At 40.2% G+C, this 17,795-nt stretch carries 15 protein-coding genes; 8 read left to right on the plus strand and 7 right to left on the minus strand.

All coding sequences use genetic code 11. The annotated features are described in order from the left end of the window. Positions 1-27 precede the first annotated feature (27 nt). From I6F42_RS14870 to greB, 4 genes are all read right to left on the minus strand, one after another. Positions 28-2,355: a Tex family protein gene (locus tag I6F42_RS14870; protein WP_197152652.1), complete on the minus strand. Its 2,328-nt coding sequence runs from the start codon at positions 2,353-2,355 to the stop codon at positions 28-30. Positions 2,356-2,523: 168 nt separating this feature from the next. Further along, positions 2,524-3,105: a CBS domain-containing protein gene (locus I6F42_RS14875; RefSeq protein ID WP_010554942.1), complete on the minus strand. Its 582-nt coding sequence runs from the start codon at positions 3,103-3,105 to the stop codon at positions 2,524-2,526. Between the two features lie 50 nt (positions 3,106-3,155). Continuing rightward, positions 3,156-3,467, minus strand: a complete 312-nt coding sequence (locus tag I6F42_RS14880) for a hypothetical protein (RefSeq protein ID WP_007584977.1) — start codon at positions 3,465-3,467, stop codon at positions 3,156-3,158. 116 nt (positions 3,468-3,583) lie between these two features. Then, complete coding sequence (greB, locus tag I6F42_RS14885; RefSeq protein WP_007584978.1) at positions 3,584-4,063, minus strand: transcription elongation factor GreB; 480 nt, start codon at positions 4,061-4,063, stop codon at positions 3,584-3,586. A gap of 195 nt (positions 4,064-4,258) precedes the next feature. Between greB and ompR the strand changes: the two genes are divergently transcribed. Beyond that, on the plus strand, positions 4,259-4,978 hold the full coding sequence (ompR, locus tag I6F42_RS14890) for a two-component system response regulator OmpR (RefSeq protein WP_002959552.1): 720 nt from the start codon (positions 4,259-4,261) through the stop codon (positions 4,976-4,978). 5 nt (positions 4,979-4,983) lie between these two features. Continuing rightward, complete coding sequence (gene envZ, locus I6F42_RS14895) at positions 4,984-6,297, plus strand: two-component system sensor histidine kinase EnvZ (protein ID WP_024607434.1); 1,314 nt, start codon at positions 4,984-4,986, stop codon at positions 6,295-6,297. A gap of 22 nt (positions 6,298-6,319) precedes the next feature. On the opposite strand, the gene I6F42_RS14900 is transcribed toward envZ, so the two are convergent. Further along, positions 6,320-8,362, minus strand: coding sequence for a glycoside hydrolase family 97 protein (locus I6F42_RS14900; protein WP_165722791.1), 2,043 nt, complete (start codon positions 8,360-8,362; stop codon positions 6,320-6,322). A gap of 158 nt (positions 8,363-8,520) precedes the next feature. On the opposite strand from I6F42_RS14900, the gene I6F42_RS14905 reads away from it, so the two are divergent. After that, positions 8,521-9,144 (plus strand): hypothetical protein, encoded by a 624-nt coding sequence (locus tag I6F42_RS14905; protein WP_010554939.1) that lies wholly within the window; start codon positions 8,521-8,523, stop codon positions 9,142-9,144. Next, positions 9,134-10,366, plus strand: a complete 1,233-nt coding sequence (locus tag I6F42_RS14910; protein ID WP_197152653.1) for a hypothetical protein — start codon at positions 9,134-9,136, stop codon at positions 10,364-10,366. Before I6F42_RS14905 ends, I6F42_RS14910 begins: the two co-directional genes overlap by 11 nt. Positions 10,367-10,587: 221 nt before the next feature. Here the strand turns inward: I6F42_RS14910 and speE are convergent, their stop codons facing one another. Beyond that, complete coding sequence (gene speE, locus I6F42_RS14915; protein ID WP_010554937.1) at positions 10,588-11,451, minus strand: polyamine aminopropyltransferase; 864 nt, start codon at positions 11,449-11,451, stop codon at positions 10,588-10,590. 198 nt (positions 11,452-11,649) lie between these two features. Between speE and speA the strand changes: the two genes are divergently transcribed. Genes speA through I6F42_RS14935 form a run of 4 tightly spaced genes read left to right on the plus strand, consistent with a single transcriptional unit; the run spans position 11,650 to position 16,671 of the window. Then, positions 11,650-13,530 carry a biosynthetic arginine decarboxylase gene (gene speA / locus I6F42_RS14920; protein WP_024591379.1) on the plus strand — a complete coding sequence of 627 codons (1,881 nt, stop codon included), beginning with the start codon at positions 11,650-11,652 and terminating at the stop codon, positions 13,528-13,530. Positions 13,531-13,590: 60 nt separating this feature from the next. Next, positions 13,591-14,469, plus strand: a complete 879-nt coding sequence (locus I6F42_RS14925; RefSeq protein ID WP_197152670.1) for an acyltransferase — start codon at positions 13,591-13,593, stop codon at positions 14,467-14,469. Positions 14,470-14,494: 25 nt separating this feature from the next. Next, entirely contained in the window at positions 14,495-15,415 is a 921-nt protein-coding gene (locus tag I6F42_RS14930; protein ID WP_197152654.1) for an acetyltransferase, read from the plus strand. Then, complete coding sequence (locus tag I6F42_RS14935; protein ID WP_101163384.1) at positions 15,412-16,671, plus strand: mechanosensitive ion channel family protein; 1,260 nt, start codon at positions 15,412-15,414, stop codon at positions 16,669-16,671. The genes I6F42_RS14930 and I6F42_RS14935 overlap by 4 nt, the downstream gene beginning before the upstream one ends. Here the strand turns inward: I6F42_RS14935 and chrA are convergent. Continuing rightward, a complete protein-coding gene (gene chrA / locus I6F42_RS14940; protein WP_197152672.1) occupies positions 16,628-17,782 on the minus strand; it encodes a chromate efflux transporter in 1,155 nt (384 codons plus the stop codon). The genes I6F42_RS14935 and chrA overlap by 44 nt on opposite strands. Between the last annotated feature and the right edge of the window lie 13 nt (positions 17,783-17,795).

The following is a 17,795-nucleotide window of genomic DNA, read 5'->3' on the forward strand; positions in this document are numbered from 1 at the left end:
TTTCGTTTTAGCTTAGCTGTACAAGTATTATTTTTTCACTTTAGCATTAGCGAACGCATCGGCAAATGCATTACCCATTAACGCATTGCCATTGTCACGTTTAGGCTTTGCAGCGCGAGGTTGCGAATTATTAGCACGTGTTTGTGGCTTTTGCGTAGCTGGCGCTGCTGACTTATTACTTGTGTCAATGTCGTCATCTAAGCGCATAGTAAAGCTTATACGTTTACGTGCAGCGTCTACTTCAACAACTTTAACCTTTACAATATCACCAGCTTTAACAACTTCACGCGGATCTGATATAAATTTATTCGTGATTGCTGAAATATGCACTAAACCATCTTGGTGAACACCTACATCAACAAACGCACCAAAATTAGCAACGTTTGAAACCACGCCTTCTAAAATCATACCTGGTTTTAGGTCACTAATTTTTTCAACACCGGCTTTAAACTCAGCTGTTTTAAATTCAGGGCGAGGATCTCGACCTGGTTTATCAAGCTCAGTAATAATGTCGGTAACGGTTGGTAAGCCAAATTTTTCGTCAGTGTAATCGTTAGCAGCAAGTTTAGTTAAAAAGTCGCTGTTACCAATTAGGTTACTGACATCGACGCTATTGCGTTCACAAATACGTTTAACAACAGGATAAGCTTCAGGGTGAACTGATGAGTTATCTAGAGGATCGCTACCATTGTTAATACGTAAAAAACCAGCCGCTTGTTCAAATGCTTTTGGCCCTAAACGCTCAACCTTTTTAAGCTCACTACGTTTAGTAAATGTGCCGTTAGCATCGCGATAATTAACGATATTTTGCGCTAATGTTTTGTTCAAACCAGATACGCGTGTAAGTAGCGGTACCGATGCCATGTTTAAATCTACGCCTACTGAGTTTACACAGTCTTCAACTACTGAAATAAGGCTTTGGCCTAATTGGCTTTGCGATACATCGTGTTGGTATTGGCCAACACCAATTGATTTTGGCTCAATTTTAACAAGTTCAGCAAGAGGATCTTGAAGGCGGCGCGCAATAGAGACAGCCCCTCGTATAGAAACATCTAAATCTGGGAATTCATTAGCTGCAAATTCAGAAGCTGAGTAAACCGATGCACCCGCTTCGCTAACCATAATTTTACTAAGCTTAAGTTCGCTGTTTGCTTTTATAAGCTCAGCAACCAACTTATCTGATTCGCGTGATGCAGTACCGTTACCAATCGCAATTAGCTCAACTTTATGCTGACGACAAAGTTGCTCTAACGTACGCACTGATTTATCCCAATGATTTTGTGGTGCATGAGGGAAAATAGTTTGTGTAGCTAGTAATTTACCTGTGCTATCAACAACGGCAATCTTACAGCCAGTACGAAGGCCTGGATCAAGACCTAAAGTAGTACGGGGGCCTGCAGGTGCTGCCATTAATAAATCTTTTAAGTTTTTAGCAAATACGTCGATTGCACCAGCTTCTGCTTTTTCGCGCATTGCTGCAAAAAATTCATTCTCTAGGTGTAATCCTAACTTAATTTTCCACGCCCATTGCACAACGTTTAATAACCAAGGACTTGCCGCTTTATATTTAATATCTAAACGGTAATGGTCAGCAATCATGTTGGCACATAGTTGCGCTGAATTTTCAGCGCTAGGCTCTGGATTAACATTTAACTGAAGTACACCTTCATTTCGGGCTCTAAGCATAGCAAGCGCACGGTGAGAAGGTACTTTTTTGAGAAGTTCTTGATGCTCGAAGTAGTCACGGTATTTTGCACCAGCTTGCTCTTGGCCTTTAATTACAGTGCTTTCAATTGCGCCGTTTTGGCTTATGTGACTTCTAAATTTAGCAAGTAATTTTGCGTCTTCAGCAAAGCGCTCCATCAAGATAAATTTAGCGCCTTCGAGTACAGCTTTTGTATCTGCAAAGCCTTTTTCAGCACTTACAAATTGATCTGCTTGTTGCTCTGGGTCAAGGTTAGCATCTTTAAATAGTGCATCTGCAAGAGGCTCTAAACCAGCTTCAATTGCTATTTGGCCTTTAGTACGGCGCTTAGCTTTATAAGGTAGGTATAAATCTTCAAGTTCAGTTTTACTTTGTGCATTAGTTATATCGGCACTTAGCTCTGGCGTTAATTTATTTTGCGATTCGATGGTCGATAAAATAAAACTACGGCGCTCTTCTAGTTCACGTAAATACGATAAACGCTGCTCTAAAAGGCGTAATTGGGTGTCGTCTAGGCCGCCGGTAACTTCTTTTCTGTAGCGGGCAATAAAAGGAACAGTTGCGCCTTCATCAAGTAATTTTGTAGCTGCAACAACCTGTTGCTGCTGTGCGTTTAACTCACCGGCTAAACGTGCAGAGATATCGCTCATGCAAAAACCTTTTTATACAATAAAATAAGACCAGAAGCGTGTTACTGGCGCCGTTAATTGCTTGAATAATATCACAGGAGGTAGTAATAAAAAGCTCTTAAAGCAAGCTATTTCACTTGCTTTAAGATGGTTGGGAGGGGAGTAAATCAATTCAACTAAAAGAGCGCCCTAGTGAGGGTGCTCAATGTTTTCTAATACTTCACTGAAAGAGTGAGCAATAGGGCTAATATGCAGTGGAATATGTAATGTTTTAGCTATTTGGCGAGCTGAAATTAAACCACAAATTTCGCTACTTGCTGTTGTTACTAATAAAAACATTACACCTTGATGCTCCATTGTTTGCAGCGCATCACCAATACATGCATAGCTTAAACTTTGCATGCTTACACCTGTAAGTCGGCTAATTGGCGTCATAATATCGCGCAAGCTTACTTCACTTCGTGGGGTATTTAAACGCTCTGCAATAATAGTAATTTTAGAGCTTTGTAAATCGGCGCTAGAAACAAGACCAATCAATTTTTGGTTCTCGTCGGTTACTAAAACAAAATCAGATTGTTGCGAGCTAACTTGTTTAAGTGCATCTGTAATCGTTGTTGTATGCTCTGCACGAATAGGCGTTTTTTGAGTAAAGTTATTTACCATTTTTAGCGCTGGAGATGATAAATCAATCAATGGTTGGTCATCTGCAAATGTGCTTGCAATAACGCCGTGAGAAACATTTTGAGTACGTAATTCTTTAAAGTTAGACATAGTAGTCACCTTAGTAGTTATAAAATTTAATTAAGTTGTAAAATAATGAATTAAATTAAATAGCTAGGTGGTCCGCGTTGGTACGCAGTGCTAAAAGGTCTGTTTAGATTGGTGCTCTTATAAAAAGAATCTACGACATTAGGAAGTGGTTGAGGCGACCTAAAGGTAATAGTATTAACGTGAGAGTCTACGTCAAAATCGAGGTTTGCTTGGTCAGGAATGTCACAAGCAATAAAGTGATTAGATAGTTTAGCGTTATCAAGGTTTACTTCAGTGTTACTGGCATGCAGCGTCAAACTTACACTCATTAAAAGTGCAAACAATACGGCATTATTTAATATGCGCTGTACTATGTTTGACATAACCACGACCTTAATTAACTGCTTTCAAATTAAACAAATCAACTTGAATAATTCAGTTATAGCTTATTGGTTTAATTTACACAATCAAAAGTTAACATGATCTGAATCAAAACTTTTTATTTCTTTTTTTGGTAATCGATACTGTTTACATACCACTGTTTTTTACCCTGAGGAGTAGGTACCTCAAAATCGTCATCTACTTGTTTTTTAATCAGCGCCCGCGCCATAGGTGAGTCTATCGATATGTAATCTTTTCGGTCGTAAATTTCATCAGGTCCGACAATTCTGAATTTTTTAGTTTCACCTTCTTCGTTTTCAATTTCGACCCATGCACCAAAAAACACTTTTCCATCTTGAACGGGAGAGTAGTCGATGATTTTTAAATCAGGTATGCGTTTGCGTAAATAGCGTACACGACGGTCAATTTGGCGTAGCAAACGCTTGTTGTACTGATAGTCTGCGTTCTCAGAGCGATCTCCGAGGCTGGCTGCCCAGCTTACTATTTTTGTTACTTCTGGGCGTTTAACGTTCCATAGTTGGTCGTGTTCTTGTTGTAATTGTAAGTAACCTTCGCGGGTAACTAAATTTGTTTTCATGGTGAATTCTTTATTAGCTCTAATGGTGTGCACGTTATTAAATTTGCCAAAACTTGTCGAGCGTAAAATGTAATAAAGTACGAGTAAGTAAGCTTTGAAATGTTCAGTAACAATCTAAGCAAGTAATTAGTTTTTGATTATTAAGTTTTTCATTTATATTAACTAGTAATTGGATATAAAAATAAGAAAGAGATTATGGGACACGAAACCACAAAAGTATTAGTTGTTGATGACGATATGCGCTTACGCAGTTTGCTTGAACGTTATTTAGTAGAGCAAGGCTTTATTGTTAGAACCGCAGGAAACTCGGAGCAAATGGATAGACTCCTAGAGCGAGAAAACTTTCACTTAATGGTTCTCGATTTAATGCTCCCAGGCGAGGATGGCTTATCTATTTGCCGCCGTCTACGCCAAAAAGAAAATGAAATTCCTATTGTTATGCTTACTGCAAAGGGCGACGAAGTAGATCGCATTATTGGCCTTGAACTTGGCGCTGACGATTACATTCCAAAACCATTTAATCCACGAGAGCTACTTGCTCGCATAAAAGCTATTTTACGTCGCCGCGCAAAAGAAGTGCCAGGCGCACCTGCTGCTGAAGAAAACTTAATCGCTTTTGGTAAATTTACGCTTAATTTAGCAACGCGCGAAATGAGTGAAGGGGATAAAACAATATCGCTTACCAGTGGTGAGTTTGCAGTGCTTAAAGCGCTTGTTTCGCATCCACGTGAGCCACTTAGCCGCGATAAGCTAATGAACTTAGCGCGTGGCCGCGATTACAGTGCGCTTGAGCGAAGCATTGATGTGCAAGTGTCGAGACTTCGCCGCATGATTGAAGTAGATGCTGCCAATCCGCGATATATTCAAACCGTTTGGGGTTTGGGGTATGTGTTTGTTCCCGACGGTGAAAAGTAATATTTATGGGCATGTTTCCGCGCAGTGCTTTTGGACAAACTGTTTTTTTAGTGGCGGCTCTGCTGCTCATAAATCAAATAGTGTCTTATGTTACGGTTAGTTTTTATGTTGTAAAACCAACCATTGAGCAAGTTAACTTGATGCTTGCTAAGCAAATTAAAACAGTATTTATTGACTGGGAAGATGGCGTTGAAATAAACGACGAAGTATCTGCAAAGTTTTTTGAAATTACCGGCATTGAAGTCATGACGCAGCGCGAAGCAATGCGCCAAGGGCTTGGGCAAAGCCGCGAATATTCTATGCTATCGCGTAGCATGACTGAGCAACTTGGTGGTTATTCTCGTGTACGTATTAGCCAAACTGATCCGTTGATTTATTGGGTTGAAGCACCGCAAGCGCCAGGTTATTGGGTCAAAGTACCGCTTAAAGGCTTTAAAGAGAACAACTTAGAGTTTTTAACTTTTTACTTATCAAGTATTGGCTTTTTAAGTGTGCTGGGTGGGTGGTTGTTTGCAAGGCACCTTAATAGACCATTAAAAGCACTGCAACAAGCTGCAGTGAAAGTGGGTAAAGGCGACTTTTCTACCAAGTTAGAAGAACAAGGCTCAACAGAAGTAATAGAAGTAACGCGCGCGTTTAACCAAATGTCGCGCGGAATTGCTGCACTTGAAAACGACCGCCGTTTACTAATGGCCGGTGTATCTCATGATTTACGTACGCCGCTTACGCGTATCCGTTTAGCCACCGAAATGATGGTTGATGAAGATGATTATCTTCGTGAAGGTATTATTTACGATATAGAAGACATGAACGGGATTATTGATCAGTTTATTGAGTATCTACGCCACCATAAACGTGAAGAACTAAGTTGCGAAGATATCAATGCTTTAGTTGCCGAGGTTGTCAATTCTGAGCTTCAGCATCAACGTACTATTACGTTTAAAAGTAATCCAAATATAGGCAATATACCGTTAAGCTCTGTGGCTATTAAACGTGTAATTACCAACATGATTGGTAATGCGCTGCGTTATTCTGAGGGCGATATTGAAGTACTTAGCTACTTTAATTCAAACAAAAAATATGTAGTTATCGCTGTAAACGATAGTGGCCCCGGCATTCCTGAAAACGAATTAGAGTCTGTTTTTGAGCCTTTTAAACAAGGCGATGCTGCACGAGGAAGTGAAGGCAGTGGCCTAGGCCTTGCTATTATTAAACGCATTGTTGATATGCACGACGGTAAAGTAAAACTAGAAAACCGCCCAGAAGGCGGTTTAAGTGCACAAGTATATTTGCCAATAAAGGTATCAACCCCTGCATAGTAAATGCAGGGGCTTTATTATATTAAAGTGCTTTAAAACGAATAGCTGTACCGCCACTAGTGGCTAATTTAAGCGTTAGTTTATCGCTTGCAGTTACAATACGTTTTTCGATAGCTATATCGTACGGATTATTTTTCCACTCTGCGCTTTTACCATCTTTATAAATTTGTGCTTCAAACTTTTTGCCTTGCTCTAAAAAGTCGAGTTTTACCTCAACAGTTCTGGCTTTTTCGTCCGTAACAGCACCTAGGTACCAATCATTTCCTGAGTATTTAGTGCTTTTACGTTCTTTACGAGCGAATACAATAAAGTCGCCTACTTCACCATCAATAGCAATACTTTGCTGCCAATCTGTTGGTACGTCTTGAATGAATTGAAACGCATCGGGCTTAGCCAAATAGTTTTTAGGTAAGTCGGCAGCCATTTGAATTGGGCTATACAAAACAACATAAAGCGCGAGTTGTTTGGCGAGTGTGGTTTGTGGGCGGTTTGTATCGCCTCCTAAACCATTAAAGCTCATATCAAAAATACCTGGCGTAAAGTCCATTGGTCCTGCAAGCATGCGGGTAAAAGCAAGCATTGGTACATGCTCTGGTGGGTTAGGTGGTGAACCCCATGCATTATATTCTTGTCCGCGTGCACCTTCGCGCGCGATCCAGTTTGGGTAAGTACGGCGCAGGCCTGTATCTTTAATTGGCTCGTGAGTATTAATGCTAATTTTATGCTTAGCCGCAAGTTTTACGTTATAAAGGTATTCGTTAACCATAAACTGGCCGTCATGCCATTCGTGGCGAGCAATACCGTTTTTGTCTATACGTTTTATATTTCCGCCATCGGCTACATAACCTGTTTTTACTTGGCTTACGTTTGATTTTTCGTAAAGGGCAAAAGCATCTTCCATTTGGTCACGGTAGTTGCTTACATTGCCTGATGTTTCGTGATGGCCAATGAGCTGTACGCCTTTTTCTTTGCCGTATTGAGTAAGCGCTGCTATATCAAAGTCGTCGTACGGTTTGGTAAAGTTAAATACATCGCCATTAAAATACCAATCGCCATCCCAGCCAATATTCCAGCCTTCAACGAGTACGCCATCAAAACCATACTGCGCTGCAAAATCCATATAGTATTTTGTGGTTTGCGTAGTGGCGCCGTGTTTTTTACCGCTACCCCAAGTTTGCGTGTTTATATGCATACCCCACCAGATACCCACGTATTTGCCAGGCTTAACCCACGACACGTCGCCGAGTTTATTAGGCTCGTTTAGGTTTAGTATTATATCTGAATTAACTAAGCCAACAGCGCTGTCGGCTATTTGAATGGTGCGCCATGGTGTTTTAAAAGCACCTTGTTTTTTAACGGCAACACCATCTGACCACGGCGTTAAATCGGCAGTGAACGTACCAGAGCGGCGTTGATTAAGCACCATGCCTGCGTAATCAACAAGTGCGGCTTCATGAATACTAATATGAGTACCGTCACTTGTTTTAAACGTAAATGGTGTGTGAGCTAGTGGAGCTTCGTTAAGTGGAGTAGTGTTGTAAACATATTCGTAGCGGTTCCAGCCACGAGCAGGTATCCACCATGCTGTTGCATCATGACTATTGTTTATTGCAAATTCAGTTAGCTCTTTGGTTATTTCTGTATGTTCGAAGCCGGCTTGTTGTGGTACTTCGTATCGAAAACCTACACCACTATCAAATGCTTTAAATCGAATTGTGTAGGTACCTTTATTTGGCTCGTTTTTTGTAAAGGTAACGGCTACTTCGTTATATTCGTCAACAACGTTTTGACGTTCGCCCCAAGGTTGTTGCCACTGCGAGTTAACGCTTTGTTGTTCAATGCTTTTAATTTTAAAGCCATCGCTAAAAGCTGCTTGTGTTTTAAATTCAAACCCCAGTAAAGATTTGTTTATAACCGCTTTGTTTTTAAATTTTATTGCGTAGCTTGGCGTGTTGTTCTCGTCAGAGATGCTTACTGTTATTTGTGTGTCTGGCGATTTTAGCTCTACGGTTTGTCCGTAGCTATTACTAGCAAAGGCTAAAAGCACAAGTGCTGGTATTCTCATGGTGTGTCCTTAGATGAGTCGGTGGTGACATCTAAGGATAATGACTGTTGATGATTAATACGACTGCTTACATACGTATTCAATGTTTTAAAAAATAGAAAGAATTTGGTGGCTTAATCGGTCTATAATGTAAACAAATTGATAATAGCGACAAGAAAATGATAAAAAGCTTACTTTATGTATTTTTACTAAGTGTTAGTACTGGAGTTTTTGCAGCAAATATTACAATTAAAAATGCTAATAATGACCCATTACCTAATGCTGTTGTATGGCTAACTGCAGGAGACCCCTCTAGCGTTATTCCTCCAGAAGCACCTTATGCGATGACCCAGCAAAATCGAGAATTTAAGCCGCGTATTTTAGTTGTCCCACAAAATGCAAAAGTAGAGTTTCCGAATGCGGACTCAATTATGCATCATGTTTATTCATTTTCTAAAGCCAAAACGTTCGAATTAAAGCTATATAAGGAGCATCCAAAAGCGCCCATTACTTTTGATCAAACGGGTGTTGTTGAGCTTGGCTGTAATATTCATGATTGGATGCTAGGTTATATTGTGGTGGTAGATAGTACTATTTTTGCAATCACTGATGAAAACGGGAATGTTGATTTAAATGCCAATGCAGGCGAATACACGTTAAGTGTTTGGCATTCTGGGTTTAGTGATATTAGTAAGGTTGAATTTCAAACTATTACTGTGGCTACTAACCCTATTACTTATAAAGTAATGCAGGAAATTGCGGAGCAAATTGACTTTGCTACGGATGAATTTGATGACTATTAATCGCTTAATAAGGCTGGCATTTTTAGCCGGTGCTTTATGTTTTAGTAATGTGTTGTATGCACAAGTAAAAGGCTTGATACAAATTAGAGCCGTGCAGGGGGACGATATACGTAGCTTCCAAGAGGGCGGCCTTGGGCTATATCGGCACGATACTAAAAGCGACGAACTTATTTTATCCCAAGGTATTTTAGATTTTAATGTTGATTTAGCATCTAGTTGGTCGGCTCATGGGGTGTTAAATGCGAATCAAGATCCTGACGTTGGCCTTGGTTTTACGCAGGCTTATATAAAGTATCAGCCGTTATCTAACAGCAACTATAAATGGCACATGCGCGTGGGGGGCTTTTACCCACTTATGTCGCTTGAAAACCCTGATATAGGATGGACTTCTCCTTATAACTATACAAACTCAGCTATTAATAGCTGGATTGGCGAGGAAGTACGCACTGTTGGCGCAGAGGTAACTATTAAGCGCCCAGCAAAACGTTTTAACAGCGCTCATAGCTTTAGTTTTGTAGGTGCTACATTTAAAGGCAATGACCCTGCAGGTACTTTACTTGCGTGGCGTGGTTTTGCATTACACGATAGACAAACTACATTTAACGAAAGTGTTAAATTTGCGCCTATAGCGGCATTAAATGCATACGAATTACGTTGGCAGGCTAATCAGGTTTTACCGTTTGAAGAAGTAGACGGTCGTTTTGGCTATTACGCTGGCGTACATTGGGATTACTTAAAAAAATCACAATTTCGAATTTATTATTACAACAATAATGGCGACCCAACCACACTTAATATTAGTACAGGGCAGTATGCTTGGGATACTCGCTTTACAAGCGCCGCTTGGCTTTATAAGTTTAATAGTAAAACACGTTTAATAGCACAGGTACTTAATGGTAAAACTGAAATGGGCAGTAACGCATTAATTGATAATGCTTTTTATAGCCATTATTTAATGCTGAGCCATAAAGAAGGCAAACATCGAGTTTCAGTACGTTATGATTATTTTAAAGTTACTGACAACGACACAACTGCGTTTGACCCTAATGCCAGCAATGGGGAAGGCTTAACCGCAACATGGCGCTACCAGCTCACTAATAAACTACAAATAGGGGTTGAAGGTTCTGCACTTAAAAGTGCTGCAAAAAATAGAGAGCCAATTGGATTTAATGAACGAATCTCGCAGCAGCAAATAATGCTAAATGCGCAATGGCGTTTTTAAAAGTATAAAAAAGGGAGCATTTAAATGCTCCCTTTTTAGTTTAATAAAATTGGTATAGATTATACCAACCTGCATAAATCTTTGATCAATTTAACGAATTAAATTGCACTATAACGTCGTTAAAAATTTTTTATTTAGAACAACTAGATACAAAAATTTTTGCCTAGTTCTAGCGTAATTTTCTTAACGTTAAATAGACCCCATATATAAGCAGATTGGTATTATTTTTTATCGAATGCGCGTTTCATGTAGTTAGGTGTAGCGAGTGCGCCATGATGAATACCGCTATTGTAGTATTCACTGTGCTCGGCTATTTGTGCCGCGCCATCTTCTCTAAAGCCGTCAAATGCTTGTGATTTACGTGCAAGTGTTACTGACCATAAACCGCTTGGGTAAATTGGTTGTGGAAATGGTAATGTTTGTAAATCGTTAAAGCCTACGCTTAACATTGCTTCGCGCATTTCAACTAATAATGGCATGTGCATAAGTGGCGATTCACTTTGTTGTACTAAAATACCACCTGGGCGCAGTGCATCTAAACAGCTTGTGTAAAACGCATGGTTAAATAAACCCTCACCTGGACCTACCGGATCTGTGCCATCAACAATCACTACGTCGATAGATTCGCCAGCGGCTTCGCGCATGTATTTAATACCGTCGTCAAACATAACCGTTGCACGGGCGTCGTTATTAGATTCACAAAGCTCTGGGAAGTATTTTAACGACATTTGCGTTACTACTTCGTCGATATCTATTTGCGTTACAGTTTCTACGCCTGGGTGTTTTAATACTTCGCGTAAAGTACCGCAGTCGCCGCCGCCAATAATAACGACGTTTTTAGGGTTTGGATGCGCTAAAAGTGCAGGGTGGCTGATCATCTCATGATAAAAGAAGTTTTCGCGGGTTGTTACCATAGTACACCCGTCGATGATCATTAAATTACCAAAGTCTGTGGTTTCAAACATTTCTACCTTTTGAAAAGGAGACTGTTTTTCATCTAACTTTTTATTAATACGTAATGAAAATGCGCTGCCATCGCGGTCGCTAATTTCAGTAAACCACTTACTTTGATCTAAATTTGCCATAGTTACTATTACACTTTTTAGGTTGAGTATGAAAAAGGGGCAATTCTGCCAGTGCTTGGCGTTTTGCTCAATGACATTTTAACTGATTTGACGAATAAAGTTAGTTAGGAATGAGTGAAAGTTCAATTTTTGTTAGCCTAGTGGATAGTGACGTATTAAAATGCGCCTTTATACCTAATTGACTAAAGAAGAGTTGCCATGACCTGGGGTTTAGAAACAGCACGCGCCACTTATAACGTTGCTCATTGGAGTGATGGTTATTTTGATATTAACGCACAAGGCGAACTGGTGGCTTACCCAGATGGCGACCAAACAAAACCGGCCATTTCTTTAACGCAATTAACTGAGCAGTTTAAGCAACAAGGTTTAACGTTGCCGGTTTTAGTACGCTTTACCGATATTTTAAAAAATCGTGTAGACACCCTTACTAACGCGTTTACGCAAGCGCGAGCAAATCGTGAATATAACGGAAAATACACCTGTGTTTACCCAATTAAAGTAAATCAGCAACGTTCTGTAGTAAGTAAACTATTAGCGCATCCAAGCGGGCTTGTTGGCCTAGAAGCAGGCTCAAAGCCAGAACTTATGGCTATTTTGGGTGTAGCAAAAGAGCCAATCACAATAGTGTGTAACGGCTATAAAGACAGTGAGTTTTTACGCCTAGCGTGTATTGGTCAAGCAATGGGCCACAGCGTAAAAATTGTGGTAGAGAAGCTTTCAGAACTGACCACACTACTTGAAGAAATAGACAACCTAGGCATTGAACCGGCTATTGGTATTCGCATTCGCCTAAACTCAGTAGGCAAAGGCAAGTGGCAAAACACGGGCGGCGAAAAAGGCAAGTTTGGTTTAACAGCAGGCCAAGTACTAAGTGCTGTTGAAGTGCTTAAAAAGCATAATAAGCTGCACTTAATGCAAATGGTGCATTTTCATATTGGTTCTCAAATTGCTAATATTCGTGATATTCACCGTGCTTTACGTGAATGTGCACGCCACTTTGCTGAGCTTACACAATTAAACGTACCGTTAAATACCGTTGATGTGGGCGGCGGCTTAGGTGTTGATTACGAGGGCTCTGGCTCGCGTAGTGCATGTTCAATGAATTACACCGTAGAAGAGTATGCGCGTAACGTAGTGAATGCATTTGCTGAGGTGTGCGATCAGCATAACCTTACGCATCCGGCCATTATCACCGAGTCGGGGCGTGCTTTAACTGCTCACCATGCGGTATTAATTACCGATGTAATTGACGTAGAAAAAGCGCCTAATCATTTAAATCCAGAGCCACCGCTTGAAAATAGCGCATTAGTGCTTGATGAAATGTGGCAGTGTTTACAGCGTTTAAACCCGCGTATGGCATTAGAGATTTATCACGACGCTATGCACTTATTTAGCGAAGCGCACGATCAGTACGTGCATGGCTTAGTAAGCATGCTAGAGTGGGCGAAAATAGAGCAGCTTTACTTTACTATTTTACATCGTGTACGTGCATCGCTTAGTAATAATGCGCGCGCGCATCGTGAAGTACTCGACGATTTAAACGAAAAGCTTGCTGATAAACTCTTTGTTAACTTTTCATTATTTCAGTCGTTGCCTGATGTATGGGGTATTCAGCAGTTGTTTCCTGTTATGCCAATCGAAAACTTAACTCAGCCACTGACTCAGCGCGCGATTATTCAAGATATTACCTGTGACTCTGACGGGCAAATCCGCGAATACGTTGAAGGCGCTGGTATCGAAACCAGCCTACCTATTCCAGAATATAAACACGGTGAGCAATACCACATTGCTATGTTTATGGTGGGTGCATATCAAGAAATTTTAGGCGATTTACATAACCTATTTGGTGACACTGATTCAGTGCATGTAGAGCTTAACGATGAAGGTTATGTGTTAACCAATGCCATAAAAGGTGATAGCGTTAAGGATGTATTAAAGTTTGTTGACTATGATAGCGCCATTTTAGCTGACAACTTTGCGTACCAAGTTAATAAACTTGATGTATCGACGCAGTGTAAAGAAGGTTATTTAGCTGAGCTTAATGCAGGCCTTGAAGGCTATACCTATTTTGAAGATTAATTTGTAAGCAACTGAAAGCGCAGTATTAGTGGCTGCGCAATGTTTAAAGGAATGGAAGTAATGTCAGTTATTCGCAGTGTATTTAGTATTATTTTTTACACAATAAACACACTTTTTTGGTTTGTGCCTATTTTTGTTTGTGGGCTTATAAAGCTTATCCCTATTAAGCCTCTACAAAAGCTTATGAGCTGGGCAGCTAAGCAATTTGCAACTATTTGGGTTACCTTTAATAGCTTAAATCAAGCGTTATTTACGCCAACTAAACTTAATGTAACTGGCCTTGAAGACCTTAAACTAAAAGATTGGTACCTAGTAATTGCAAATCACCAAAGCTGGGTCGATATTTTAGTATTACAGCGCGTGTTTAATCGTAAAATTCCATTTTTAAACTTCTTTTTGAAAAAAGAGCTTATTTACGTGCCTATTTTAGGTTTGTGTTGGTGGGCGCTTGATTTTCCGTTTATGACTCGCACGAGTAAAAGCCAATTAAAAAAGAATCCAAAGCTGCGTGGCAAAGATTTAGAAACCACGCGCAAAGCCTGCGAAAAATTTAAAGAAATGCCAGTAAGTGTGGTCAACTTTGTAGAAGGCACACGTTTTACTACGCAAAAGCATGCGCGCCAAAATAGCCCGTTTCCACATTTATTAAAACCAAAAGCGGGCGGTATTGCTTTTGTAATGCAAGCAATGGGCGAGCAAATTACTAAAGTGGTTAACGTAACTATTCATTACCCTGATGGCATTCCTACATTCATGGATTTTGCAGGTGGTAAGGTAAAAAATATCAACGTACACGTGGATGTAAGGCCTGTAAGCGAAGAGCTTATTGGTGACTACACCGGCGATTCTGAATTTAGAGTACGCTTTCAAAGCGAGCTAAATCGTTTATGGGAAAATAAAGAGCAAACATTACAATCGCTCGAAAAACACCCCAAATAAAAGGCAAAAATATGAGCTTACAGTTATGCTAAAAAAGTGGTTACCAAATTGGCTTAACGGCTTAATTGTGGGCTGCGTATTGTTTTCTAATGTAATGCTTTTTGGCTCGCTAGTATTTGTACTAGGGCTTATTAAGTTATTACTGCCTTTGTCTGTTGTTAACTCTTTATTGCACAGCGCTTATCGAGGGTGGTGTAATGGTAATCGGTTTGGCTTGTGGCTAGGTTGTCCTAATATTGTGGTTGATATAAGTGGCGATTTAAATTCAAAAAGTTGGTATTTACTTATTTGTAATCACGCGAGTTGGTTAGATATAACCGTGCTTAGCTCATTACATGCATTACCAGCCCCTAAGTTTTTTTTAAAAGATGAATTAAAATACGTGCCTTTTATTGGCACTGGTGCGTGGGCTATGGGTATGCCGTTTATGAAGCGAGTAAGCAAAGCGCAACTAGCTAAAAACCCAAAGTTGAAAGGGTTGGATGTAGAGCGCACAAAACACAGCTGTCGCAATTTTCGTCACTATCCTACTACCATCGTTAATTTTGTTGAAGGCACACGCTTTACGCCGGCTAAGCATAATCTGCAGCAAAGTCCTTTTAAGCACTTATTAAAACCCAAAGCGGGTGGCATTGCTTTTGCGCTTGAAGTGCTAGTCAACCAATTTGATGCCATGCTAAATACAAGTTTAGTATATAGCGGTAAAACAGATCACGTTTGTCGGAACTTACTCAAAGGCGAGCTAGATTCTATTTATGTTTCAATAGACGTAACGCCCATTAATGACAATATGCAGGGCAGCTATCAAACCGATGACGTATTTAAAGCTAATTTTCAACATTATGTGAATGAGCTATGGGTTGCGAAAGATCAGCAGCTTGCCGATATTTATGCTCAACAAGATTTACCTGAACCACAGATCAGTAAGGAAATTGAAACACTATGACCAACACCCATCTTCAGGAATTAATTGCTCCTTGGTTTGAAAAAGTACCCGACGCGGATTTTCTTAGCTCAATTACCGCAGTCTCAATAGGAATATTCTCTTTATTAATTGTTTACTTATTTACTCGTAGATTAATGTTACCTGGCATTCAAAAAATAGTGACGAGGCTTTCTCCTGAGCGAATTGGTGCGCTTTCTCCTATGCTTAATAAGCTAAATAAGCGTATTGCCGGAATGCTGTGCTGCGTATTGTTTTTAGCTACGTTTGATAGCGTATACCCAGTTAATGAAATTGCAGGAGAAATACTAAAAACGATAGGACAAGCTTTGCTTATTATTTATGCTGGTTTTATTTTTAGCAGTATTGTGAGCATTGCGGGTACTATTTATAACCAGTTAGAGTTTGCCCGCGAGGTCCCTATTCAGGGCTTAATTCAGGTTGTTAAGCTAATAACCTTTATTGTGTGTGCAATTTTAATTGTGAGCATTTTTCTTGAGAAGTCACCTACTTATATTCTCTCTGGCTTTGGTGCTATTGCTGCTGTTACGTTGTTAGTATTTAAAGACACTATTTTAGGCTTTGTAGCCAGTATTCAAATAGCAGCAAATCGCCTAGTAACCTATGGTGATTGGATTCAAGTAGAAAATTACGGCGCCGATGGCGAAGTAATTGATTTGGGTTTAAATACTGTAAAGGTACGTAACTGGGATAACACCATAACAACTATTCCAACTTATATGCTAGTTGCGGGTTCGTTTAAAAACTGGCGCGGGATGCAAGAGTCGGGCGGTAGACGTATTAAACGCTCACTCAATATTGATATGCACAGCATTTGTTTAGTGGGTGATGAGTTTAGAAAGCAAATCGATGCGGCTATTCCGCTGCACGACTATATTCGAGTGACGACATTACCTGCTCAGGTTTCTAATTTAGGGTTATTCCGTCGCTATGCTGAAGGTTATTTAAAGCAGCACAGTAAAATTAATACGTCGCTTACGTTAATGGTACGAGAGCTACAACCACTAAACCATGGTTTACCTATTGAGTTTTATTGCTTTAGTGAAGACAAACGCTGGATTTCGTACGAGCATTTACAAGCCGAAATAATGGACCATTTACTTGCGGTATTACCCGTGTTTGGGCTTAGGGCATATCAAAGTGTTAGTGGGCAATTAAGCCCACCTAACGAGCAACAAACAGATAAGCCAACATTTAGAGTGATGGCAAATAGTGTTGTAAAAGACCCACAGCAATAAATAAAGCTAAGAGCCACCAAATAGGTGGCTTTTTAAATCGCAGCCATGCAAATGTAATTATTACTAACGCAACTTGCCAAAGGTTATGCACCGCTGATGTCCAAATTGGCGAATACAGTGCAGCCGCTAAAAAACCTACTACCGCGGCATTAAGCGCTGCTATTGAGCTTGCAAAGCGTGGCTTACTTGCCAAGTTAATCCAGCTCTTCTGAAATGCCAAAATAAGTAAAAAACCAGGCATAAATATAAGCAGTGTAGCTATAAGAGCACCCACTAAAGGTTGTTCTGTAGTAAGTTGTGCGCCTAAGTAAGTAGCAATAGTAAACATAGGCCCAGGCACTGCTTGTGCACTCGCGTAAGCACTTAAAAACTGATCATCACTCAATGCTGGCACGCCAGCTTGAAGTACCGGCAGTACTACGTGTCCGCCGCCAAACACCATTGCACCCGCTTGGTAAAAAGGGGTAAACAAAGCAAACTCATGCCCTAGTGGAATAAAGCTAACACCAAGTAAGATCGCAAATAACCCCAGTGCAATCCAGTTAATATTACTTTTTGTACTGCTAACATTTTCTGTGGCTGTACCCAGTTTTAATAAAGGCCATATAGCACCTATTGTTGCAGCGGTTATTAAAATAGCGATTTGAGTACCCATCATTGGAAATAACACCAAAGCAAGCGTACTCATTACAGCAAGTAACTTAAGCGCAGCACTTGTACAAAAGCTTTTAGCCATACTAAGTGTTGCATCAGCAACTATAACAACGGCAAATAACTTTAAGCCCGCAATAATAGCAAAGTAAACAGCGTCAAACTGATGAGCACTCACCGCAAGTAGCACCATTATTAAAAGCGAAGGCAGAGTAAAACCTACAAAGGCAGCTATACCGCCCAGTACTCCAGCACGCTCAACACCAATAGCAAAACTAACTTGGCTAGAGCCCGGCCCAGGCAGTGCTTGGCTTAAACTAATAAGTTGTGCGTAACGCGTGTTAGTTAACCAATTTAACGAGTCTACAAAGTGGCGTTTAAAATAACCTAAATGCGCAGCAGGGCCGCCAAAGCTCATACACCCTAGTAAAAAAAACTGTCTAAAAATAGCAATTAACATTGCGCCAATATCC

The sequence above is a fragment of the Pseudoalteromonas sp. SWYJZ12 genome, from assembly GCF_015864395.1.
Taxonomy (GTDB): Bacteria; Pseudomonadota; Gammaproteobacteria; order Enterobacterales; family Alteromonadaceae; genus Pseudoalteromonas; species Pseudoalteromonas arctica.